The sequence below is a fragment of the Cobetia sp. MB87 genome (genome assembly GCF_011319755.1).
In the GTDB taxonomy this organism is placed as follows: Bacteria; Pseudomonadota; Gammaproteobacteria; order Pseudomonadales; family Halomonadaceae; genus Cobetia.
In genome coordinates this window covers 722,981-745,766 of record NZ_VFBC01000007.1, presented here as the reverse complement: position 1 = coordinate 745,766, position 22,786 = coordinate 722,981, and the positions used below count along the sequence as shown (strand labels likewise).

Annotated in this window: 18 protein-coding genes; 8 read left to right on the top strand and 10 right to left on the bottom strand. The window is 62.4% G+C overall.

Annotated elements, in window-relative coordinates; translation table 11 throughout:
- The first annotated feature begins 101 nt into the window (after positions 1 to 101).
- The 3 genes from CDPAHKCJ_RS09335 (at position 102) to CDPAHKCJ_RS09325 (ending at position 2,677) form a co-directional block, all read left to right on the top strand.
- Positions 102 to 1,259: a glycosyltransferase family 1 protein gene (locus CDPAHKCJ_RS09335; RefSeq protein WP_166019533.1), complete on the top strand. Its 1,158-nt coding sequence runs from the start codon at positions 102 to 104 to the stop codon at positions 1,257 to 1,259.
- A complete protein-coding gene (locus CDPAHKCJ_RS09330) occupies positions 1,231 to 1,782 on the top strand; it encodes a phosphatase PAP2 family protein (RefSeq protein WP_166019532.1) in 552 nt (183 codons plus the stop codon). The genes CDPAHKCJ_RS09335 and CDPAHKCJ_RS09330 overlap by 29 nt, the downstream gene beginning before the upstream one ends.
- 85 nt (positions 1,783 to 1,867) lie before the next feature.
- Positions 1,868 to 2,677 carry an alpha-ketoglutarate-dependent dioxygenase AlkB gene (locus tag CDPAHKCJ_RS09325; RefSeq protein WP_166019531.1) on the top strand — a complete coding sequence of 270 codons (810 nt, stop codon included), beginning with the start codon at positions 1,868 to 1,870 and terminating at the stop codon, positions 2,675 to 2,677.
- 131 nt (positions 2,678 to 2,808) lie between these two features.
- On the opposite strand, the gene CDPAHKCJ_RS09320 is transcribed toward CDPAHKCJ_RS09325, so the two are convergent.
- Positions 2,809 to 3,705 carry a LysR family transcriptional regulator gene (locus tag CDPAHKCJ_RS09320; protein ID WP_166019530.1) on the bottom strand — a complete coding sequence of 299 codons (897 nt, stop codon included), beginning with the start codon at positions 3,703 to 3,705 and terminating at the stop codon, positions 2,809 to 2,811.
- Between the two features lie 371 nt (positions 3,706 to 4,076).
- On the opposite strand from CDPAHKCJ_RS09320, the gene CDPAHKCJ_RS09315 reads away from it, so the two are divergent.
- From CDPAHKCJ_RS09315 to CDPAHKCJ_RS09305, 3 genes are all read left to right on the top strand, one after another.
- Positions 4,077 to 4,778, top strand: coding sequence for a CoA transferase subunit A (locus tag CDPAHKCJ_RS09315; protein ID WP_166019529.1), 702 nt, complete (start codon positions 4,077 to 4,079; stop codon positions 4,776 to 4,778).
- 127 nt (positions 4,779 to 4,905) lie between these two features.
- Positions 4,906 to 5,568, top strand: coding sequence for a 3-oxoacid CoA-transferase subunit B (locus CDPAHKCJ_RS09310; RefSeq protein WP_166019528.1), 663 nt, complete (start codon positions 4,906 to 4,908; stop codon positions 5,566 to 5,568).
- Between the two features lie 636 nt (positions 5,569 to 6,204).
- Complete coding sequence (locus CDPAHKCJ_RS09305) at positions 6,205 to 6,411, top strand: cold-shock protein (RefSeq protein ID WP_043334489.1); 207 nt, start codon at positions 6,205 to 6,207, stop codon at positions 6,409 to 6,411.
- Between the two features lie 264 nt (positions 6,412 to 6,675).
- Here CDPAHKCJ_RS09305 and gcvT read toward each other — a convergent pair whose 3' ends face one another.
- A complete protein-coding gene (gcvT, locus tag CDPAHKCJ_RS09300; RefSeq protein ID WP_166019527.1) occupies positions 6,676 to 7,809 on the bottom strand; it encodes a glycine cleavage system aminomethyltransferase GcvT in 1,134 nt (377 codons plus the stop codon).
- A 224-nt stretch (positions 7,810 to 8,033) separates the two neighbouring features.
- Entirely contained in the window at positions 8,034 to 9,401 is a 1,368-nt protein-coding gene (locus CDPAHKCJ_RS09295) for a sodium:alanine symporter family protein (protein WP_166019526.1), read from the bottom strand.
- 868 nt (positions 9,402 to 10,269) lie between these two features.
- Between CDPAHKCJ_RS09295 and gcvH the strand changes: the two genes are divergently transcribed.
- Both gcvH and gcvP read left to right on the top strand, forming a co-directional pair.
- Positions 10,270 to 10,662 carry a glycine cleavage system protein GcvH gene (gene gcvH / locus CDPAHKCJ_RS09290; protein WP_043334495.1) on the top strand — a complete coding sequence of 131 codons (393 nt, stop codon included), beginning with the start codon at positions 10,270 to 10,272 and terminating at the stop codon, positions 10,660 to 10,662.
- A gap of 310 nt (positions 10,663 to 10,972) precedes the next feature.
- Positions 10,973 to 13,867 (top strand): aminomethyl-transferring glycine dehydrogenase, encoded by a 2,895-nt coding sequence (gene gcvP, locus CDPAHKCJ_RS09285; RefSeq protein WP_166019525.1) that lies wholly within the window; start codon positions 10,973 to 10,975, stop codon positions 13,865 to 13,867.
- Positions 13,868 to 14,037: 170 nt separating this feature from the next.
- Here gcvP and CDPAHKCJ_RS09280 read toward each other — a convergent pair whose 3' ends face one another.
- The 7 genes from CDPAHKCJ_RS09280 to CDPAHKCJ_RS09250 all read right to left on the bottom strand — a co-directional run bounded on the left by CDPAHKCJ_RS09280 (position 14,038) and on the right by CDPAHKCJ_RS09250 (position 22,571).
- Complete coding sequence (locus CDPAHKCJ_RS09280) at positions 14,038 to 15,780, bottom strand: ABC transporter substrate-binding protein (protein WP_166019524.1); 1,743 nt, start codon at positions 15,778 to 15,780, stop codon at positions 14,038 to 14,040.
- A gap of 135 nt (positions 15,781 to 15,915) precedes the next feature.
- A complete protein-coding gene (locus CDPAHKCJ_RS13535) occupies positions 15,916 to 17,724 on the bottom strand; it encodes a DUF4955 domain-containing protein (RefSeq protein WP_166019523.1) in 1,809 nt (602 codons plus the stop codon).
- A 469-nt stretch (positions 17,725 to 18,193) separates the two neighbouring features.
- Positions 18,194 to 18,466, bottom strand: coding sequence for a DUF2160 domain-containing protein (locus tag CDPAHKCJ_RS09270; RefSeq protein WP_043334560.1), 273 nt, complete (start codon positions 18,464 to 18,466; stop codon positions 18,194 to 18,196).
- Between the two features lie 73 nt (positions 18,467 to 18,539).
- A complete protein-coding gene (locus CDPAHKCJ_RS09265; RefSeq protein WP_166019522.1) occupies positions 18,540 to 19,340 on the bottom strand; it encodes a carbohydrate ABC transporter permease in 801 nt (266 codons plus the stop codon).
- Between the two features lie 11 nt (positions 19,341 to 19,351).
- On the bottom strand, positions 19,352 to 20,221 hold the full coding sequence (locus tag CDPAHKCJ_RS09260) for a sugar ABC transporter permease (RefSeq protein WP_077372715.1): 870 nt from the start codon (positions 20,219 to 20,221) through the stop codon (positions 19,352 to 19,354).
- Positions 20,221 to 21,435, bottom strand: a complete 1,215-nt coding sequence (locus CDPAHKCJ_RS09255) for an ABC transporter ATP-binding protein (protein ID WP_166019521.1) — start codon at positions 21,433 to 21,435, stop codon at positions 20,221 to 20,223. The genes CDPAHKCJ_RS09260 and CDPAHKCJ_RS09255 overlap by 1 nt, the downstream gene beginning before the upstream one ends.
- Complete coding sequence (locus tag CDPAHKCJ_RS09250; RefSeq protein ID WP_166019520.1) at positions 21,435 to 22,571, bottom strand: ABC transporter ATP-binding protein; 1,137 nt, start codon at positions 22,569 to 22,571, stop codon at positions 21,435 to 21,437. Before CDPAHKCJ_RS09250 ends, CDPAHKCJ_RS09255 begins: the two co-directional genes overlap by 1 nt.
- Positions 22,572 to 22,786 lie beyond the last annotated feature (215 nt).

Here is a 22,786-nt window from a genome sequence, read left to right as displayed (position 1 = left end):
TGTGAGGGGTTGAAGGTGTGTCATCGCTTCGTCACCTGCCTGTTATGCCGCCGTCACTCCCTCTCTCGATAATGACCACAATAGTCATCTAGGGAGACGTCATGGAGCGCATTGCCTTCGTCAGTGAAACCTGGCATCCGGAGATCAATGGCGTGGCTCATACCTTGAGTCATCTGTGCGATCAACTCATCGCACGCGGCTGTGAGCTCCAACTCATTCGTCCCGCCACCCGAGATGGCAGCCTGGAGCCGCGTGTCCAGCAGGAACTTCAGGTACGCGGCTTCCGCCTGCCCGGATATGACACCGTGCAGGTCGGCGTGCCGGCGCCGCAGCGCCTGATGCGCATGTGGCGCGAGCATCGCCCTTCCGTCGTCTATATCGCCACCGAAGGCCCGCTGGGCATCAGCGCACTGATGGTCGCCCGCCGTCTGGGCCTGCCGGTGGTCGCGGGCTTTCATACCAATTTCGATCAATACAGCACCCATTACCGGCTCAAGGCGCTTCGCCCGCTGGTGCGGCGCGGCCTGCGCCGCTTCCACAATGCCGCCAACATGACGCTGGTACCGACGCGCACCCAGGCAGACAGCCTGATGCAGCAAGGTTTCGAGCATGTTCAGGTGGTGGGACGCGGCCTGGACTGCCAGCGCTTCTCGCCCAGTCATCGCAGCGACGCATTGCGCAAGTCATGGGGCGTCAGCTCACAGCAACCCGTCGCACTGCATGTAGGACGCCTGGCCGCCGAGAAGAACATCGAGCTGCTGATCCGCACCTATGAGGCCATGCTGGCCGTGCAGCCAGACCTTGCCCTAGTGCTGGTGGGAGACGGCCCACTGCGCGAGCGCCTGGAACAGCGTCTGCCCGAGGCGATCTTCGCCGGCTTCCAGACCGGTGAAGCGCTGGCCGCCCATTACGCCAGTGCCGACCTGTTCGTCTTCCCGTCACTGTCGGAGACCTTCGGCAACGTGGTGCTGGAAGCCATGGCCAGCGGACTGGCCGTGATCGCCTTCGATTACGCGGCGGCCGCCGAGGTGATCCGCGATGATCACCAGGGCCTGCTGGCGCCCTGCAGTCAGCCGGAGCGCTTCATTGAACAGGCGGTGGAGGCCTGCCAGCGGCCGGCCCGCATCGCCAGACTGGGACGCGCCGCCCGCGTGCGCGTCGAACCATTGGGCTGGAGCCGCATCGCCGAGGGCTTTCTGACCTGCCTGCGTCACGCCGAGGAGAAGCCCGATGCACGATCGCAGCCTTCCCGTCTTTGAGCGACTGGATCTTCTGGAGTGGCGCCTGTGTCGCCAGGTCGCGCGCCTGGCGCTGTTCCGACCGATACTCACCTTGTTTCGTATCGTCTCGCGCCTGGGCGACTGGCCGATATGGGTGCTGCTGACACTGAGCCTGCCGCTGCATCACGCCATGGGCGGCTGGCTATTTCTGGAATTTGGCCTCACGGCCGGCGCCGGGGCACTGCTCTACCGGGCGCTCAAGACGCGACTGTGTCGGGAACGTCCGTTCATCACCTTCAACACCATCAACTGCACCATGCCGCCGCTGGACCGTTACAGCTTTCCCAGCGGTCACACCCTGCATGCTGCCCTGTTCGCCAGCCTGACCACTCAACAGCTGCCGGAGCTTGCCATCCTCGTCACGCCACTGGCGCTGCTGATCGCACTTTCCCGGGTGATCCTCGGCCTGCATTACGTCAGTGATGTACTGGCCGGGGCGCTGCTGGGGCTGGGCCTTGCCGAGGTGGCCATTCTTACCTTCGAGGCGCTGCTCACGACCTGACGCCTGTGAGGCATGCGTCAGCCCGGGGTCGGCGCGAATCGAGAGCCACTTGCCCAACCTGACGCGGCTCTGGCACTCTCGCCGCATGACGACTCCTTCTGCTGGCGACGACCTCTTCGCCGCCCTCACCCCCTCTGATTCGACGTCCGCCACTGATAGGACTGCGCACCAGACGGCGGCGGATGGTCCGGTCCTGGCAGCTCGCCCGCGCGAGCTGCCCGATGACTGGCTCGATCTTGCGCACGGCTGGTACCGCCACCCCCTGCATCCGCTGTATCTCAAGCCGCGCGCCCTGACGCCACTGCAGGCCGATCAGGCCCTCGTCACCCTGGAGGGCGATCTCGACTGGCAGCGCCCCAGCCTGAGCGTGCATGGCAAGACACACCCGATCCCACGCCGTCAGGTGTGGATGGGCGATGTCGGCGCCCGCTATCGCTACTCCGGCAGTCTGTTCGAACCCAACCCCTGGCACATGACCGCCTGGCGGCTGGGCGAGCTGTCGCGTCATGCCATCAATCACGAGCTCAGCCCGCAACGTGATGCCCTGGGGCGCAGCGAACCCGAGATCACTGAGCACTTCAACAGCCTGCTGGCCAATCGCTACGCCGATGGCGCCGACCGCATGGGCTGGCACAGCGACAATGAGCCGGAGCTGGGCACTCGCCCGATCGTGCTCGCCATCTCGCTGGGACGAGAACGGCCCCTGCGCTTCAAGGGCCATCCGCGCAGCTCCTATGCCGATACGCCGGCATTCAATCTGTGGCTGCCGCACGGCTCACTGCTGGTGATGGGCCGTGGCTGTCAGGACCGCCTCCATCATGCGCTGCCGCCGCGCAAGCTGGAGGGACTGCGCATCAGCCTGACCTATCGCCAGCTGCTGACGCCCTCGCGCTGAGGTCATCTTTCTTGTTGCTCTCTGCTCTCTCTTCCCGCTCTCCTCTTGCTCTCCTCTTGCCCTCTTCCTGCTCTAACCCCTTCTTTGTTGTCCCTTTTTGTTGTCCCTTCCAGCGTCACTGCGCCCCGGAGTCAGTCCGCCGACGGATAACGCGCGCGCAGGGTCTCCAGCATCGCCTGTACCGCCACCGACAGCTCATGGCGGCCGCGACGGATCACCCCGACCCGCTGCTGAATCTCGGGGCCTGTCAGCGGCAGGCACTGACAGCCCAGCGCACTCATCTGCGCCGCGCTCATCGCCGGCACCGCGCTGACGCCCAGGCCTTCCGCCACCATGCGCCCGCAGGTGACCAGCTGGTGGGTCTCGAAGGCGACATGCAGCGCCATGCCTGCATCCTCGAGGCGTTTCTCGAGCATGCGGCGCACCCCCGAGGGCCGCTGCAGCGTGATGAAGTCTTCCTTGAGCAGCAGTGACCACTCGATGGAGGTCGGCGCCTCTGCCAGCAAGGCGTGGCCGGGGGGAATGATCGCCACATAGCGGTCCTCGAACAGCAGCTCGAACACCAGATCCTGGCGCACGCCAGGGTCGAAGCAGATCCCCAGCTCGACGCGGCCATCGGTGACCCGCTCGACCACCTCTTCGGCGATGACGTCATTTACTTCGATGGTGATCTCCGGATATTGGCGGCGAAAATCGGCCAGTACCCCGGGCAGCAGATTGCCGGCGAAGGTCGGCATCGCGGCCAGGGCCACGCGGCCGCGCCCGAGACTGAAGCGCTGGCGCATCTCATCCTCGGCATGCTCCCAGTCCGACAGCAGACGCCTGGCCAGCGGGAAGAAGGCGCGCCCTTCCGGCGTCAGGCTGACCTGTCGGGTCGAGCGCTGAAACAGGCGCCCGCCCAGCGACTCCTCCAGATTCTTGACCGCCAACGACAGGGCCGGCTGCGAGAGATGTACCAGCGTGCCCGCCTCGGCGAAGGACAACGTGCGCGCCACGGCCACGAAGGCCTTCAGCTGTTTCAGAGTCATGTCGTGTCCTGCCCCGGGGTGGCTTCAAGAGATGTCACAAAGGTGATGTGGCGCAGTTCGTCGTCTGGCGCTCGCAGGGCAGGCACTCGCAGGGCATCTAGGCCATTGGTCATAGATGACAGCCACGAAGCTCTCACATGACTGCCCGCACAGTTCAGGCCATCACACTCCACTGCCGCGTCAGCCCCGCCAGCATGGGGTTTGGCGGACTTTTTCCTCGCGAGCAGGCGCGAGAAACAGCAGATCAATTCTTATCAAAAACTGATCAATGAATAGAAAAAACAAACTTATTAAATATATACAGACTCAGGATTGTCGGCAATGATGAAGACATCCCGACAACAACAGCTTGGATACTCAAGGAGATTCGCATGGCAGGATTCAACAAGGTGGTGACCAGCTACGCGGAGGCCATGGCAGGCCTCGAAGATGGCATGACGGTAATCGCCGGTGGCTTCGGCCTGTGTGGTATCCCGGAGAACCTGATTGCAGAGATCAAGCGCCTCGGCGCCAAGGACCTCACCGTGGTATCCAACAACTGCGGCATCGATGGCTTCGGGCTCGGCATCCTGCTGGAAGACCGTCAGATCAAGACCATGATCGCCTCCTACGTCGGCGAGAATGCGCTGTTCGAGAAGCAGCTGCTCGACGGCGATCTGGAAGTGATCCTCACTCCCCAAGGCACGCTGGCCGAGAAGATGCGTGCTGCCGGCGCCGGTATCCCCGCCTTCTTCACCGCCACCGGTTACGGCACACCGATCGGCGAAGGCAAGGAAGTACGCGAGTTCGATGGCCGCCCCTACATTCTGGAAGAGTCCATCAAGGGCGACTTCGCCATCGTCAAGGCTTGGAAGGCCGACCGCTACGGCAATGTCGTCTACCGCCATACCGCGCGTAATTTCAACCCGCTGGCCGCCACCGCCGGCAAGATCACCGTGGTCGAAGTCGAAGAGCTGGTCGAGCCGGGGGAACTGGACCCCGCCGACATCCACACGCCCGGCATCTATGTGGATCGCGTCATCAAGGGCAACTTCGAGAAGCGCATCGAGAAACGCACCGTCCGCTCGCGTTGAGCCCAGGGCTCCGCCGGCATGAATCGCCGCCATCAGGGCCACAGGCCCCACGGCGAACTTTCTCGACCGCCTTCACGACACGGCACAGTGCCTCATGGTTGATGGCACCCAAGACAAGGAAACAATCATGGCTTTGACACGCGAACAGATGGCCCAGCGAGTGGCACAGGAAATCCAGGACGGCTCCTACGTCAATCTGGGGATCGGCATCCCGACACTGGTGGCCAACTATATCCCCGACGGCATCGAGGTGATGCTGCAGTCTGAAAATGGCTTGCTCGGCATGGGCCGCTACCCCTATGAAGACGAAGTCGACGCCGACATGATCAATGCCGGCAAGGAAACCGTGACCGCCATCGATGGCGCCGCCATCTTCGATTCGGCCGAATCCTTCGCCATGATCCGTGGCGGCCACGTCGACCTTACGGTGCTCGGCGCCTTCGAGGTGGATGTGAACGGCAATATCGCCAGCTGGATGATTCCGGGCAAGCTGGTCAAGGGCATGGGCGGTGCCATGGACCTGGTCGCCGGTGCCGAGAACATCATCTGCACCATGACCCACGCCTCCAAGCACGGCGAATCCAAGCTGCTCAGCCAGTGCGAACTGCCGCTGACCGGAGCCGGCTGCATCCGTCGCGTGCTGACGGACCTCGCCTTCCTTGAGATCAAGGATGGTGCCTTCCACCTGCTGGAGCGCGCGCCAGGCGTGAGCGTCGAGGAAATCGAGCGCCTGACCGCAGGCAAGCTGGTCGTCCCGGAACACGTGCCGGAAATGCAGCTGGACGCCTGAGGCGCCTTCTGCCCCCGGGCACTGGCCACCCTCGCGCCGCTTTTGACCTTCGAGCCACTTTTGACTCACGCAACAATTGCGCTCGAGGGTGGCAAAACACGGCCCCGGCATCCCACGGATTTTTGCCGACTCTTTTGAGGAAAATCTCTCATGATGTGATGGGCGCATCACATCCTCTCTCCGAGAGCCTTGATGGCTTCGACGCCATCCGCCGGCAGCGCTGCCATCGCTGCCGGCTTTTTTGTGTCCATCGCCCGCCATACGGGGCTTTGCGCCATTCAACCCCTTATACAAGCAAAGCCGCACTATGGTCTTTTTCCTACAGCTGTCATCGCTCACACCAAGATAACGGGATAAAAAACAAGCGGACTCCTTGCCCTAGGTGTGGCGAAATTCTCAGCGCTATTGGCACGGCTTTGCGGGCGAATTGTGCGCACTATTATCAGGCAAAAGGATAAGTTTTTGATATTTCATTTGACCTTGCCGCCCGAGCAGCGCAGTATTGCTCTCGTTGGTTAGCAAGTCGAATATCGTCAGTCGTGATCGAAGCACTTCGGTACCTGGTGTATATCCTCCTTGTTTTACCCACGTTTATCGGGTAACTCCCGGCAATATCATCAGTAAGGAATTACGATCATGGCAACTGGCACAGTCAAGTGGTTCAACGACACCAAAGGTTTCGGCTTCATTTCTCCGGACGACAACGGTGACGACCTGTTCGCACACTTCTCCGAAATCCAGGCTGAAGGCTTCAAGTCTCTGCAAGACGGTCAGAAGGTTTCCTTCGACGTCACCCAGGGCAAGAAAGGCCTCCAGGCCGCTAACATCAAGCTGATCGACTAAGCTTTGATTTTAGCTGGAGGAGGCTAACCCCTCCTCCGACAGAAAAGCCCGCTTCGGCGGGCTTTTCTGCGTCTGGCGTTCGTGCACGCTGCATGAGTATCGCACTCGCTCGTATGCCAGACTGCCAGACATGAAAAAGGGACTGCCTGGGCAGTCCCTTTGTCGTTTCTCTTCCTTTTCGCATCTCTTCAAGGCGCTTCTACCAGCGACGGGTCGTCACGCCTCGGTGCGAGCCTGACTGTGGTTCACCTGGCCACGGCGCGCTCAACCCCGATAGTAGCGCTGCTCGACGAACGGCATCTTCGTCACCGTCATCGGCAGACGCTTGCCACGCACATCGGCAAACACTTCGGTCTCGAGCGCGCTGTGAGCGATGCTCACGTAGCCCATCGCCACCGGCTTGCCATAGGTCGGCCCGAAGCTGCCGGAGGTCACCACACCGATACGGTTGCCCTGAGCATCATGGAGCTCAGCCCCCTCGCGGATAGGCGCGCGCCCCTGGGCGACCAGCCCCACCCGCTTGCGGGTATGATCCTTGTTGGCGATCTGGGTCAGGATGACATCGGCTCCCGGGAAGCCGCCTTCACGCTCACCGCCCTGGCGGCGCACCTTGCCCAGCGCCCAGATCAGGCTGCCCTCCACCGGTGAGGTGGTGGTATCGAGATCGTGACCGTACAGGCACAGCCCCGCCTCGAGACGCAGTGAATCCCGCGCGCCAAGACCGATGAACTCCACCTCCTCCATCGCCAGCAACAGACGCGCGAAGCGCTCCGCGTCGGCATCGGGCACGGAGATCTCGAAACCATCCTCGCCAGTATACCCGCTGCGACTGACCCAACACTCGATGCCCTCGATGGTGACATGGGCATGATGCATGAAGGTCAGCTCGCAGGCCTCGGGCGACAGACGCTGCATCACCGCGTGAGCCAGCGGCCCCTGCAGCGCGAGCAGCGCCCGGTCATCCAGCACTTCAAGCTCGATCTCTATCGGCAGGCCGACCCGCAGATGCGCGATGTCCTGATCCTTGCAGGCAGCGTTCACCACCACGTAGAGGTGATCACCGCCATTGACGATCATCAGGTCATCCAGGATACCGCCAGTGTCGGAGGTCAGCAGGCCATAGCGCTGCATGCCCACCGGCAGGTCGATGATATCCGTCGGCACCAAGGCCTCCAGCGCCGCCTGCACATTCTCGCCCCGCAGGATCAACTGCCCCATGTGCGAGACATCGAACAGCCCCGCCTTGGCACGCGTATGCTCGTGCTCCTTCTTGACGCCCAGCGGATACTGGACGGGCATGGAATAGCCTGCAAACTCGACCATCTTCGCTCCCTGCTCGACGTGCAGGTCATGAAGCGCGGTCTGCTTGAGACCGGTGACAGCGGCGGAATCGGACATCGTCATTCTCCAGGTTGGCTTGCGATGACTCTCAGAGATGGCACCCGAACGGCACACGATCTCTGGAGGCTTGTTGTCATGAACACTGCTATCAGGGCACTGCTTTCAAGAGCACTGCCGACTTGAACAGAACACCCTGCGCCAGCACCGCCCAGGCCAGAGGACCCGAGCGATGCAGAAGGCTGTCAGTGGCACGGCAGGGCCAGGCGAGTCATCAGCATCGTTCAGCGATCTTCGCCAGCCAGCACTTCCTTGCCATCAAAATAATCACGCGTCAGCTTGAAGACCACCGGCGACAGCAGCGCCAGGCCGATCAGGTTCGGGATCGCCATCAAGGCATTGAAGGTGTCCGCCATCAGCCAGATGAGATCCAACTTGGCCATTGCGCCCAGCGGAATCGCGATCACGAACACGATGCGATACAGCATGATGGCACGCGTGCCGAACAGGTACTGGAAGCACTTCTCACCATAGAAGGACCAGCCAAGAATGGTGGTGAAGGCGAAGACTGCCAGCGCGATGGCCACCAGGTGGTTGCCCACCCCCGGCAGCGCCTGATCGAAGGACATCGAGGTCAGGGCCGCGCCGGTTTCCCCGGAAGACCACAGGCCGGAAGTGATGATGGCCAGAGCGGTGATGGTGCAGATGATGATGGTATCGATGAAGGTTCCCAGCATCGCGACCAGACCCTGCCGCACCGGATTCTTGGTCTGCGCCGCCGCGTGGGCGATGGGCGCACTGCCCAGGCCAGCTTCATTGGAAAAGATACCGCGCGCCACACCGAAGCGGATGGCGGCCATCACCGCTGCCCCGGCAAAGCCACCGGTCGCCGCGACCGGATTGAAGGCATAGGTGAAGATGAGGCCGAAGGCATGGCCGATCTGGTCGGCGTTGATCACCAGGATGATGATGCCGGCCAGGAAGTAGGCGATGGCCATGAACGGCACCAGCTTGCCCGCCACGCTGGAGATGCGCTTGATGCCGCCGAGAATCACGGCGCCGGCCAGCACCATCATCACCAGACCGGAGACCCAGTGCGGGATGGCGAAGGACGTTTCCAGCGCATCCGCGACCGAGTTGGACTGCACGGTATTGCCGATGCCGAAGGCCGCGAAGCAACCGAAGAAGGCGAAGGCGCCGCCCAGCCAGCCCCACTTGGCGCCCAGGCCGTTGCGGATGTAGTACATCGGACCACCGACATGGTTGCCGGTGTCATCGACTTCACGATAACGCACGGCACACACGGCCTCGGCGTACTTGGTCGCCATGCCGACCAGCGCGGTGATCCACATCCAGAAGATCGCCCCCGGGCCACCCAGCGCGATGGCGGTTGCCACGCCTGCGATGTTGCCGGTACCGATGGTCGCCGACAGCGACGTCATCAGGGCATTGAAAGGAGAAATCTCGCCGTCGCCATCCTTGCCCGGCGCACGACCATTCCACAACAGCTTGAAGCCGGTACCCAACTTGCGAAGCGGCATGCCCTTCAGGCCTGCCTGAAGATAGAAACCGACCCCGAGCAACAGGATCAGCATCAATGGGCCCCAGACGACGCCATTGATGGCACTAAAGACGGAACTGATCATTTCCACGCAGATTTCCTCCGCTGAATTGTTGTTATCACACGATGCGCAGTGACTCGTGGCGGTGCCATCCCCAGGTGGGTGATCGACCCGCGACGAGCCTCCCACGGCATTTTCACCGTTGGGACAGCTCACATTAGCGGAAGCTATCTCACTTCACTAGCCCAACAGGGCTTTACGCTGGCAGGTGAGGCAATCATTGCGTAAAAAGTACGATGAGACTGCGTCAACCCGTATGTTTCATCGCCTCATCGTGTCTTCTGGCAGCAGATCCTGTGCCTGGTACTCTCGAGGCTGTTGAAAAAAGCCTCACAGACAAGCCGAGCCGAATGCCTGGCCGCATGCATGGCGTGGCAACGCTCAGCTGAAGACTCACTCGAGCCTTCAGCACTCTACATGCGCTCTCATCAAGTTCGGTCTGCTTGAACGCATCAGGCATTGACAGCCGACTCTTCACGACACAACATGGAAACAAGTTTCCGATAAGAAACACTCGGCACCATAACGCGAGTTAGAGCGCCTCGCAACCGTGACCCGGACTTCCCCGCCCACTGGCGCGACCGATCTCCCGCGCTGCTGCGAGATACACAGCTTCACGCGAAGTGTCACTGTGAGCTGGCAAGGCGCCGGGCGGGATGGCCAGCGATGGACGGCAATGGGCCAGGCAGGCCCGTGATGGCGGGCTTCATGAGTGAACCACGCAAGACACTGGACGCCCGAAGAGTGACAGACCACGATAGAGGTACGGCCGTCAGCAACACACGCCCAAAGTCGTAGCACCACGCGGCAGTCTGCCACTGCCACACGCCGGGACCTTGGGGCATAATGACGTACCGATTCCCTGAATCAGAAAATCTTTTCACATAGGAAAACACTCATGAGCAATATTCCCGCCACGCTGAAGTACACCGAGAGTCACGAGTGGGTTCAGGACAACGGTGATGGCACCGTGACCATCGGGATCACCGACCACGCCCAGGAAGCGCTGGGCGATGTCGTCTTCGTCGAACTGCCGGAAGTCGGCCGTGAGCTGGCGCTGGAAGAAGAATTCGGGGTCATCGAGTCCGTCAAGGCGGCCTCTGATCTGTACGCGCCGCTGGCCGGTGAAGTCATCGCCGTCAACGAGAGCCTCGAAGACGCGCCGGAATCCGTCAACGAAAGCCCCTATGACGATGCCTGGATTCTGAAGATGAAGGTCGCTGACAGCGCCGAACTCGACAAGCTGCTCGACGCTGATGCCTATTCTCAGCTGGTCGAAAGCGAAGCCTGATCGCCGTCAACCTCCTGTCCATGCCGCAGACGCTCTGGGCAGGAGGTTTCAGCGCCTTTCCGTGCTCGCATAAGCCGCACTCGCGCTCAGCCACCATCGTGACTGCGCCGCCCCGTTTCGATGGCACGACACCCCTGACTCGACCACCCCTGAAGGTCGCGCAGGGAATGAAACAACTGCAGCATGCTCGGCAGTGATGTCGATGCCCCCATGATTCCCGACGCCCTGCCCGCAGCCTTCTTGCTGGCACGGTGATGTTCCTCCCGCGGACTGTCACTTGCGGTCCCCGTTGCAGCACAGGATTCCTTGCATGGCTCACGAGACGCTTACCCTGGCCCAGCTGGCCGGACACGACGATTTCATCTCCCGTCACAATGGCCCGACCGCTGCCAATGTCACACGCATGCTGGCGACACTGGGTGAAGACAGCATCGAGACACTGATCGACCGCACGGTGCCCACCGCCATTCTTCTGGGCCGTGAGCTGGATCTCGAAGGGCCACGCACGGAATCCGAAGCACTGGACTACCTGAAGCGCCTCGCGCGTCAGAACAAGGTCTTCAAGACCTATATCGGCCAGGGTTACCACAACACCCACCTGCCGGCGGTCATCCAGCGCAACGTGCTGGAAAATCCGGGCTGGTATACCGCCTATACGCCGTATCAGCCGGAAATCGCCCAGGGCCGTCTCGAAGGGCTGCTCAACTTCCAGCAGGCGGTGATGGACCTGGCCGGCATGGAGCTGGCCAATGCCAGCCTGCTGGATGAAGCCACCGCCGCGGCCGAAGCCATGGCGCTGTGTCAGCGCGGCAACAAGAAGAACAAGAGCAATCGCTTCTTCATCGCCGATGATGTCCTGCCGCAGACCCTGGACGTCATGCGCACGCGTGCCGACTACTTCGGCTTCGAGCTGGTCATCGATGCCGCCGAGAACGTCGGCGAGCACGACATCTTCGGCGCCCTCTTCCAGTACCCGGGCAACACCGGCCAGGTGCGCGACCTCGCACCGCTGCTGGACGCCGCGCGCGCCAATGGCGCCATGACCGTGGTGGCCGCCGACCTGCTGAGCCTGGTGCTGCTCAAGTCGCCGGGCAGTCTCGGCGCCGACATCGTCGTCGGTACCTCCCAGCGCTTCGGCGTGCCGATGGGCTTCGGCGGCCCGCACGCCGCCTTCTTCGCTACCACCGACAAGCTCAAGCGCTCCATCCCGGGCCGCATCATCGGTGTCTCCAAGGACTCACGCGGCAATCCGGCGCTGCGCATGGCGATGCAGACCCGCGAGCAGCACATCCGCCGCGAGAAAGCCACGTCCAACATCTGCACCGCCCAGGCGCTGCTGGCCAACATCGCCGGCTTCTACGCCGTCTATCACGGTGCCGAAGGCCTCAAGCGCATCGCCACCCGCGTGCATCGCCTGACCAGCATTCTCGCCGAGGGCGTCACGCGCTGCGGCATGGCACTGGCCCACGACAGCTGGTTCGATGCCATCACCGTGACCGGCGTGGATGAAGGCAAGATCCACGGTCGCGAGCTGACCCATGAGATCAACCTACGCCACCACGGCGACGGCCGCATCACCATCAACCTCGACGAGACCACCACTGCCGCTGATGTCAGCGTGCTGTTCGACGTGCTGCTCGGCGAGGAGCATGGCCTGTCCGTCGCCGCGCTGGACCAGGACCTGCTGGCCAAGGGCGCAAGCGCCATCCCGGCGGCCTGCCAGCGTGACAGCGACTTCCTGACCCATCCGACCTTCAGCCGCTACCACTCGGAAACCGAGATGCTGCGCTATCTGAAGCGTCTGGAGAACAAGGACCTGTCACTGACCCACGCGATGATTCCGTTGGGCAGCTGCACCATGAAGCTGAACGCGACCACCGAGATGATCCCGGTCACCTGGCCGGAGTTCGCCAACGTCCATCCCTTCGCACCCTCGGATCAGGTCGTCGGCTACAAGCAGATGATCGATGAGCTGTCGGCCTTCCTGGTCGAGATCACCGGCTACGACGCCATCTCCATGCAACCGAACTCCGGCGCCCAGGGCGAATACGCGGGGCTGGTCGCGATCCGTCGCTACCAGGCCTCCATCGGCGAAGGCGCGCGCGACATCTGCCTGATCCCCAGCTCCGCCCACGGCACCAACCCGGCCTCCGCCGCGATGGCCGCCATGAAGGTGGTGGTGGTCGAGTGTGACGCCAACGGCAACATCGATATCGCCGACCTGCGCGCCAAGGCCGAGCAGCACAGTGACAAGCTGTCCGCGATCATGATCACCTATCCGTCCACCCACGGCGTGTTCGAGGAAACCGTGCGCGAGGCCTGTCAGGTCGTCCACGATCACGGCGGTCAGGTCTACATCGACGGCGCCAACATGAATGCCCAGGTCGGCATCTGCCGTCCGGGAGACTTCGGCGGCGATGTCTCGCACCTCAACCTGCACAAGACCTTCTGCATTCCCCACGGTGGTGGCGGCCCGGGCATGGGCCCGATCGGCGTCAAGTCACACCTGGCACCCTTCGTCTCCAACCACGTGGTCACCCCGCTGGAAGGCGTGAAGCCGGAATGCACCGCCGTCTCGGCCGCCGCCTTCGGTTCCGCGGCGATCCTGCCGATCTCCTGGGCCTACATCAAGATGATGGGCGCGCAGGGGCTGCGCGAAGCCACCGAGCTTGCGATCCTCAACGCCAACTACATCGCCACGCGTCTCGATGGGCACTATCCGGTGCTCTATCGCGGCAAGAACGGCACCGTGGCGCATGAGTGCATCATCGACATCCGCCCGCTGAAGACCGCTTCCGGCATCAGCGAGGAAGACATCGCCAAGCGTCTGATCGACTATGGCTTCCACGCGCCGACCATGTCGTTCCCGGTGGCGGGCACGCTGATGGTCGAGCCCACCGAGTCCGAGTCGCTCTACGAGATCGACCGTTTCTGTGAAGCGATGATCGCGATTCGCGCCGAGATCACCCGTGTCGAGCAAGGCGAGTGGACCCTGGAAGACAACCCGCTGGTGCACGCGCCGCACACCCAGGCCGACCTGATGGACGCCGAGTGGACGCGCAGCTACTCCCGCGAGATCGGTGCCTTCCCCAGCGAGCACGTCAAGGCCGCCAAGCAGTGGCCGGCGGTCAACCGGGTCGACAACGTGCACGGCGATCGTCAGTTGATCTGCTCCTGCCCGAGCATCGACCTGTATCGTGACTGAACAGCCGCGATTGAGGGCAGTGATTGAAAGCCGGCCATGAGTCAGTCATGAAACGCTGTCGCTGATCGTTCTGGCAAAAAAACGCCCCTGCCGGGTAACCGGCAGGGGCGTTGTCGTTGCTGCTGTCTTTCAGGAGACTGCTCGATGGCGCCATGTCGCGCCAATCTCGTTTACTCCTTCCAGCTCTTGAGCAGCTCGTCGTAGGCGATGGTCTCGCCCTTGGGCTTCTCGTTGTCCAGCTTGGCCTTCGGTGCCCCCGGCTGGGCGAACCAGTACTCCGCATCACGCTCCTCGTTGAGCTTCGGCCCGCAGTTGTCCATCACCTTGGCGCGCTCGAGACGCTCGAGAATGCGGTCCTGCGCCTTGGCCAGCCCATCCAGCGCTTCCTGCGGCGTGGCTTCACCACTGGCGGCCTGGGAGATGTACTGCCACCACAGCTGGGCCAGTTTCGGATAATCCGGCACGTTGGTGCCGGTCGGCGACCACTGCACCCGCGCCGGGCTGCGATAGAACTCGACCAGACCGCCCAGCTTCGGCGCGGCATCGGTCATCGCCTGGGACTGGATATCCGACTCGCGGATCGGCGTCAGACCTTCCAGGGTCTTCTTGAGCGAGACGGTCTTGGCGGTCACGAACTGCGCATACAGCCAGGCGGCGTGACGATTCTTCTTCGGCGTGGAGTCGAAGAAGGTCCAGGCACCCACGTCCTGATAGCCAAGCTTCATGCCCTCCTCCCAGTACGGGCCATGCGGCGACGGTGCCATGCGCCACTTGGGCGTGCCGTCGTCGTTGACCACCGGCAGACCATCCCGCGTCATGTCGGCGGTGAAGGCGGTGTACCAGAAGATCTGCTGGGCGATGTTGCCCTGGGACGGCACCGGACCGGACTCGGAGAAGGTCATGCCCTGGGCTTCCGGCGGTGCGTACTTGCCCAGCCAGTCGACATACTTGGTGGTGGCATAGACGGCTGCCGGGCCGTTGGCCGCGCCGCCACGCGTCACCGAGGAGCCCACCGGCTGACATTCCTCGACACGAATGCCCCACTCATCCACCGGCAGGCCGTTGGGCAGACCCTTGTCGCCGGCACCCGCCATGGAGAACCAGGCATCGGTGAAGCGCCAGCCGAGTGACGGGTCCTTCTTGCCGTAATCCATGTGGCCGTAGACCCGCTTGCCATCGAGTTCCTTGACGTCATTGGTGAAGAAGTCGGCGATGTCTTCATAGGCTGACCAGTTGACCGGCACGCCCAGCTCGTAGCCGTACTTGTCCTTGAACTGCTTCTTCAAATCTTCGCGCTCGAACCAGTCGGCGCGGAACCAGTAGAGGTTGGCGAACTGCTGGTCCGGCAGCTGATAGAGCTTGTCATCCGGGCCGGTGGTGAAATCCAGTCCGATGAAGTCATCCAGATCCAGCGTCGGCGAGGTGAAGGCCTTGCCGTCGCCTTCCATCATGTCGCTGATCGGCACGACCTTGCCATAGCGGAAGTGCGTGCCGATCAGGTCGGAGTCATTGACGTAGCCATCGTAGATATTGCGCCCGGACTGCATCTGGGTCTGCAGTTTCTCGATGACATCGCCTTCCTGGATCAAGTCGTGTGTCAGCTTGATACCGGTGATCTCGCTGAAGGCCTTGGCCAGCACCTTGGACTCGTATTCATGGGTGGTCAGGGTTTCCGAGGCCACCTTGATTTCCATGCCGCGCAGCGGCTCGGCGGCCTTGATGAACCACTCGAGCTCGGACATCTGCTCATCCTTGCTCAGCGTGGAGGGTGAGAACTCCTGATCGATCCATTTCCTTGCCGCATCCTGATACTGATCGGCCATGGCCTGGCCTGACAGACCCACCAGCCCCGCTGCGGTAGCGAAGGCGATGGCATGACGCAGGCGTGCGGGTCGAATGACGTGTTGATTCATGGGATGTCCCTTCATTGGCGTTATTGTTGTGTTGCGCTTTCCAACCACCACTTCCGTCAATCACGTGCTGCGCGACGCGGTGCGCCGCCTTGCTCTCGGTGCTGCTGGTCCTCCTGCCATTCCAATCTGCTGTCGTTATCTGCTGCTCTGAAGTCCTTGCTGCCCTGATGACTCTTGCGTCTCGTTGAGCAGCTCGCGTTGTGCCCGATAGAGCGAAGCCGGCTTGACAGCCTCTCCCGGTGACTCGACACGCGCCTGCAGTGCATCCATCGGGGCAAGATGCGTGTAATTCGTCACGCCCTTGGCATTCATCACCCGCTCGTAATCGTGACGATTGGCGATACCCAGCGCATGCCCGCTGGCCCCGACGACCGTCGGCATGATCACCTTGCCGAAGTGTGAGTCGGCGCGCATGAAGGGCCAGGCATCATGTGGTTCACCGGTATTGACCGGATTCCACAGCACCAGCCCGCGTAGATGATTGGGCTGGTGGCCGACACTGGCGCCCCAGCGGTCTCGCACGTGGCCACCGTGCTTCTGATCGAAAAGATTGTCGCGAGACTGCTGGCCGTGCAGCTCGATCCCGCTGTCACCGGCATGCTCCAGTTCAAGGTAGACGTTATGGGTCGCGTAACGGGCCACTCCGGGCGCATGCCAGGCATGACTTTGGTCGACCACCTGTCGGGCCAGCACCTGATTGCTGTCACTGATCGTCATCGCGATATGTCCCGGCTTGCCGGTCATCCTCACGTCCTCGAGCGTCACCTGGGAACTGTGGCGCACCTTCACCCCCTGATTGAAGTCGGTGAGATGCACATCACGTACCCAGCCATCGGTGATGCCATCCAGGTCCAGCAGGCCGAAGCCGCTGTCGTCCTCGGCGCTGCGGTGGTGCTTGAAGTGTCCTCGCCAGTTGCCCTTGAGCGTGATGCCCTCGACCCCGACCTCATGCGCCGGGTGGATGCGCGCGATACGCCACTGCTCACCGGGGAAGCGCTCGTGCACCACCGGCAGCGACAAGGTCAGTCGATTGCCCTCGCGTGCCATCACGCGGTAACGCGCCCGCTTGATGACCCCATCGCGCTCGATCAACCAGCGCGACTTGCCGGTCCTGGCATCCTTTTCCATCTGGTACGGGGCCAATGCACGTGCCACCGCTTGCGGACGCTTGTCGATACTTTCCAGCAATACCTCATCCCCGGCCTTGAGCGATGACGCCTGGGCGTCATCCGCCTGTGCCACGCCTGCCAGTGTCACCGTGTCCTGCGTATCGGCGGGCTGCACGCGAGATGTCGCCTTCACGGACTGCCAGGCTTCCTGACTCCCACCCTCGGCCAGCGTCCTGCCTTCCTCCAGATTGCCAAGATGCAGCAACCAGGGCGTGCTCCAGTACCAGCTGGCATGCAACGGCAGCATCGGTCGCGACTGGATGAGATGAGTCCTATCACTTCCCTCTCCCGCCAGCGTCCAGTGACTGCCGGCCAGGCTCAGCCCCTGCATCTTGAGCAATGCCTCGCGCAGTGACTGCTGACGCGCCTTGTCCGGGACTGCCGCCTTGAGTGCGATCATCCGTGCATAGAACCAGTCGCGCTCCGCGGGACCGAACAACACATAGTCACCGGCGGGGAAATAGAGCACCCCATGGCGCTGAGGGCTGCCCGCATCGTGATCGCCCTGCTGCTGCCACTGGCGCATCGCGGCATGGGCGCGCAGTACCGCATCTCGGTCACTCACGTCGTCCGTGCCATCAGCGCCATAATCCGTGACATCGAAGCGCCTGACGCTGCGAGACTCTGATTCCCGCTTCCGCGCCTCTTGTGCATTGGCTCCCGTCGCCAACGCCGCTGGGAGTTCTCCTCCCTGGTGATAGCCAGCTTGCGAGAAGTCCGGCAAGGGCAGCGGCTCGCGCTTGTCAGCCGGCAGTGCCTGATTGGCCTGCCACACTCGCTGATACGCCTGCCACAGGGGGGATTGCCCTTTGTCCTGCTGCCCGCCACTTGCAGAGTGGCCCTCTGAAGAATGGCCCCCGCCAGCCCCGCCCTGCTGATCCTCTACCGGCATGGGCGCCGCGACCCACAAGCCAATGGCAACGACACAGACGATGCTCAGTCCTGTCAGTCCCCCACGAATGACACGACGGCTTTTCCTGTGTGAGGTGGCGGCAGTGGTAGACGAGTGAAGCGATGGATCAGAAGAAGACATGCAACAGGATTCCAGAGCGATGACAGATGACACTGGCTTGGCCAGTCAGAACCGCTTGGGACTCCTGTCAGCACCTCGGGTTCCGTGTTGCTGCCGGGCGACGCTGCCTGTCGTCAACGCTCACACCCCATTCCCACATCTCACTTCACCTCTCGTTTCTTCACTTCTCGTTTCTTCTCATCGCCACATCCCCCCTCACTTCACCCTCACCTCATCCCCACTTCATCAACACCAGCATCCAGACGACACAGACGATGCTGATCATCCACAGCACCTGATCGGTGAAGCCCAACCACAGCAGATGCAGCCAGCCGCTGGAGAGCAGGCCGATGAACAGTCTGTCTCCCCGCGTGGTCGCGATGGGCAGAAAGCCCTGGCGACTCAGCGTCGGGGTCACGAACTGCCAGGCGGTCATGCCCAGCAGCAGGGTGCCGATACCGGCAAAGAAGAGTGACGTGGGCAGTGTCCAGGCCATCCATTCCATCATCATGTCCTCTTGTGGGCCGCCAGCAGAGACTGGCTAGTGGCAATGACAGCGGTGCTTGTGCTGGCGCCGATCACACCCGGCCCAGCGCGAAGCCCTTGGCGACGTGATTGCGCACGAAGTAGATCACCAGAATGCCGGGAATCAGCGTCAGGGCGCCGGCGGCGGCAAGCACGCCCCAGTCGATGCCCGAGGCCGACACCGTTCGCGTCATCACCGCCGCGATCGGCTTCGCCTCCGTCGAGGTCAGGGTGCGCGCCAGCAACAGCTCCACCCACGAGAACATGAAGCAGAAGAAAGCGGTCACCCCGATGCCCGGGCGAATCATCGGAATGAACAGCGTCAGGAAGAAACGCGGGAAGCTGTAGCCATCGATATAGGCCGTCTCGTCGATCTCCTTGGGCACGCCGGACATGAAGCCTTCCAGAATCCAGACCGCCAGCGGCACGTTGAACAGACAGTGCGCCAGCGCCACTGCCAGCGGGGTATCGAACAGCCCCACCGAGGAGTAGAGCTGGAAGAATGGCAGCAGGAAGACCGCCGGCGGCGCCATGCGATTGGTCAAGAGCCAGAAGAACAGATGCTTGTCACCCAGGAAGCGATAACGCGAGAAGGCATAGGCCGCCGGCAGCGCCACCGCCAGCGAGATGAGCATGTTGAGTACCACGTAGCTCATCGAGTTCACGTAGCCCATGTACCAGCTGGGATCGGTGAAGATCACCCGATAGTTGTCGAAGGTGAAGTTCTCGGGCCATAGGGTCAGGCCGCCGAGAATCTCCTGATTCGACTTGAACGACATGATCAACAGCCAGTAGATCGGCACCAGCAGAAACAGCAGGTAGATCGTCATCACCAGACGCTTGCGTGTTTTCATCACTCGTCTCCTCAGGCGTCGTCACTGTCCTGGTGGGTCATGGCGGTATAGAACAGCCACGAGACCAGCAGGATGATGAGGAAGTAGATCAGCGAGAAGGCAGCGGCACGTCCGAGATCGAACTGGCCGATCGCCATCTGGGTCAAGGTCTGGGACAGGAAGGTCGTGGTGGTACCCGGCCCGCCACCGGTGAGCACGAAGGGCTCGGTGTAGATCATGAAGCTGTCCATGAAGCGCAACATGATGCCGATCAGCAGCACGCTCTTGAGCTTGGGCAGCTGGATGTAGCGGAACACGGCCCACGGCGAGGCACGGTCGATGCGCGCGGCCTGATAGTAGACATCGGGAATGGCGCGCAGCCCCGAATAGCACAGCAGCGCCACCAGCGACGTCCAGTGCCAGACATCCATCACCAGCACCGTCACCCAGGCGTCGGCCGGATTGGAGGCGTAGTTGTAGTCGATGCCCAGCTGGCCCAGCGCCCAGCCGTAGAGCCCGATGTCCTCACGCCCGATGATCTGCCAGATGGTGCCGACCACGTTCCAGGGGATCAGCAGCGGCAGGGCCAGCAGGATCATGCACAGCGAGACCATGAAGCCCTTGCGCGGCATCGAGAGCGCCACGGCGATCCCCAGCGGAATCTCGATGGCGAGTACCGCGAAGGAATAGACGAACTGACGAACCAGCGAGTCGTGCAGGCGCTCGTCACGCAGAATCTCGCGATACCATTCGGTGCCGACGAAGAAGCGCGTGGAGGGGTCGAAGATGTCCTGCACCGAGTAGTTGACCACCGTCATCATCGGGATGATGGCCGAGAACGCCACCACGATGACCACCGGCAGCACCAGCCACCAGGCGCGATTGTTGTGTGTGCGCTGCATCAGGCGTTACCTCCCGGCTGCTCTCCACTTTCCCCTCTGGCAAAGCTGTCCGCCTCGCCGCTGTCGGGCGCGCCGGCCTGTGACAGGTCCAGCAGATGCTCATCGAGATAGAAGCGCTGCCAGCGGGCCGGTAGCCGCAGACGGACACGCCCGGCAGGGATAGGCGCATCCTCCTCGATACGTGCCTTGAAGATGCAGCCGCCACCGATGTCGAGATCCACCACCTTGTAGGTGCCAAGATCCTGCACCAGCGTGACCTGACCACTGAGCCAATGCTCACGGATGTCGGAAACCGCCGCAGCGGGTGAGCTGTCGCTGGCCTCGAGCTCGACGAATTCGGGGCGGATGCCCAGCTTCAGCTCGCCCTTGCGCTCCTCAAGCGTCGCCAGCAGCGCCCGTGGAAGGTGCAGCAAAGGCGCATCCTCCCCCGCCCCTAGTCGCACGCCCTCTGATTCCAGCGTGATGCTGGCCAGATTCATGCCCGGCGAGCCGATGAAGTAGCCCACGAAGGTGTGAGCGGGGTCCTCGAACAGCTCGCGCGGGGTACCGAACTGCACGATGCGGCCTTCATACATCACCGCGATCTTGTCGGCGAAGGTCGAGGCCTCCAGCTGATCATGGGTGACGTAGACCATGGTGATGTTGAACTGCTCATGGATCTGCTTGAGCTTGCGCCGCAGCTTCCACTTGAGGTGGGGGTCGATGACCGTCAGCGGTTCATCGAACAGGATGGCGGCCACGTCATCGCGGACCAGCCCGCGGCCCATCGAGACCTTCTGCTTCTCGTCAGCCGTCAGGTTGCTGGCACGCCGCGTGAGCAGGTCTTCCAGCTCCAGCACCTGGGCGATCTCACGTACCCGAGACTGCACCTTGTGCTCCGGCTGGCGCTGATTGCGCAGCGGGAAGGCCAGATTGTCGAAGACCGTCATGGTGTCGTAGACCACCGGGAACTGGAACACCTGGGCGATGTTGCGCTCTTCCGGCGGCAGTCGATTGACTACGCGGTCATCGAAACGTACCTCGCCTTCCGAGGGTGCCAGCAGCCCGGAGATGATATTGAGCAGCGTACTCTTGCCGCAGCCGGACGGGCCGAGCAGCGCATAGGCACCGCCCTGCTGCCAGACATGATTCATGCGCCGGATGGCGTAATCGGCATCACCACTGGGGGCAGCCTGATAGCTGTGTGCCAGATCATTGAGGTGTATTTCCGCCATCAGGCCAGCCCTCCGCCAGTCGTGGTGGGTCGCTCAGGCGAGCGGATCAGGGCGCCATCGCGGCTCTTGTCATCCGCGAAGACGAACAACTTGTGCGCGGGGGCATAGACCCGGATGGCATCATCCACATCGAAGTCGTGGATACCGGACAGGTGCAGCACCAGCGAGTGATCGGCATTGCTGACATGCAGGAAGGTCTCGGAGCCGGAGATCTCGGCGATATCCACCGTGACGGCGAACTCCAGATCATCATCCGCCAGCGGCGCCAGCCCCAGATGGCTGGAACGGATACCGAAGCGATAAGCCCCGCTCTCGAGCCCCACCAGTGGTGTGGGCAGCACGAACCGGCTGCCCTGCTCGCCGGCACTGGCGGCACCGGAGAATGCCAGTTCACGACCACGCACCTCGGCCTCGAACAGATTGATCTGTGGGTCGGAATAGAGCTTCGCCGCCTCGACACTCACCGGATGATGGTAGACGGCCTCGGTAGGCCCGGACTGCAGCACCCGCCCTTCATGCATCAGGGTGGTGGTGCCGCCGAGCGCCAGCGCCTCGCCGGGTTCGGTGGTGGCGTAGACGGCAATGGTGTTGCGGGTCGCGAACAGGCTGCGCATCTCATGGCGCAGCTCTTCGCGCAGCTTGTAATCGAGATTGACCAGCGGCTCATCGAACAGCACCAGGTCGGCATCCTTGACCAGCGCCCGCGCCATGGCCGTGCGCTGCTGCTGACCGCCGGAGAGCTCGGCTGGCTGACGCGCAAGGAACTGCTCGATATGCAGCATCTCGGCAATCTCATGCACACGACGACGAATCTCGTCAGCCGGGATGCGCGCCAGCTTCAGCGGCGAGGCGATGTTGTCGTAGACGCTCAGGCTCGGATAATTTATGAACTGCTGATAGACCATCGAGATATTGCGCTCACGCACCGGGCGTCCGGTCACGTCCTCGCCGTTCATCACGATTCGTCCATCACTGGGCACATCGAGGCCTGCCATCAGGCGCATCAGCGAGGTCTTGCCGGACAGGGTGCGTCCCAGCAGCACATTGAAGGAGCCGGGCTCGAAGGTCAGGTCCACCCTGTCGATATGGGTCTCGCGGCCAACTCGGCGGGTGACCGCCTCAAGGCTCAAGGACATGGCGCTGTCTCGTCTGGTGAAAGTCATCGGGGCATGGACACGGCCAACCACTGCCGAGTGTTCACACCCACCTGGTGACTCTCATCTAGCGAACTCTGTGCCAGCCGCGCGCAACCCCGTGCCCACCGACACCCTCTGCCAGCCCTCGGATACCACCAGATCGCCCTCTTTCGTTGATCATTCAGCCACTTGCCAGATGCGACCAAGGCAGGGGC

Coding starts and splice junctions, on each gene's coding strand:
- CDPAHKCJ_RS09335 (WP_166019533.1), top strand. CDS start 102: ATGGAGCGCATTGCCTTCGTCAGTGAAACCTGGCATCCGGAGATCAAT.
- CDPAHKCJ_RS09330 (WP_166019532.1), top strand. CDS start 1,231: ATGCACGATCGCAGCCTTCCCGTCTTTGAGCGACTGGATCTTCTGGAG.
- CDPAHKCJ_RS09325 (WP_166019531.1), top strand. CDS start 1,868: ATGACGACTCCTTCTGCTGGCGACGACCTCTTCGCCGCCCTCACCCCC.
- CDPAHKCJ_RS09320 (WP_166019530.1), bottom strand. CDS start 3,705: ATGACTCTGAAACAGCTGAAGGCCTTCGTGGCCGTGGCGCGCACGTTG.
- CDPAHKCJ_RS09315 (WP_166019529.1), top strand. CDS start 4,077: ATGGCAGGATTCAACAAGGTGGTGACCAGCTACGCGGAGGCCATGGCA.
- CDPAHKCJ_RS09310 (WP_166019528.1), top strand. CDS start 4,906: ATGGCTTTGACACGCGAACAGATGGCCCAGCGAGTGGCACAGGAAATC.
- CDPAHKCJ_RS09305 (WP_043334489.1), top strand. CDS start 6,205: ATGGCAACTGGCACAGTCAAGTGGTTCAACGACACCAAAGGTTTCGGC.
- gcvT (WP_166019527.1), bottom strand. CDS start 7,809: ATGTCCGATTCCGCCGCTGTCACCGGTCTCAAGCAGACCGCGCTTCAT.
- gcvH (WP_043334495.1), top strand. CDS start 10,270: ATGAGCAATATTCCCGCCACGCTGAAGTACACCGAGAGTCACGAGTGG.
- gcvP (WP_166019525.1), top strand. CDS start 10,973: ATGGCTCACGAGACGCTTACCCTGGCCCAGCTGGCCGGACACGACGAT.
- CDPAHKCJ_RS09280 (WP_166019524.1), bottom strand. CDS start 15,780: ATGAATCAACACGTCATTCGACCCGCACGCCTGCGTCATGCCATCGCC.
- CDPAHKCJ_RS09270 (WP_043334560.1), bottom strand. CDS start 18,466: ATGGAATGGATGGCCTGGACACTGCCCACGTCACTCTTCTTTGCCGGT.
- CDPAHKCJ_RS09265 (WP_166019522.1), bottom strand. CDS start 19,340: ATGAAAACACGCAAGCGTCTGGTGATGACGATCTACCTGCTGTTTCTG.
- CDPAHKCJ_RS09260 (WP_077372715.1), bottom strand. CDS start 20,221: ATGCAGCGCACACACAACAATCGCGCCTGGTGGCTGGTGCTGCCGGTG.
- CDPAHKCJ_RS09255 (WP_166019521.1), bottom strand. CDS start 21,435: ATGGCGGAAATACACCTCAATGATCTGGCACACAGCTATCAGGCTGCC.
- CDPAHKCJ_RS09250 (WP_166019520.1), bottom strand. CDS start 22,571: ATGTCCTTGAGCCTTGAGGCGGTCACCCGCCGAGTTGGCCGCGAGACC.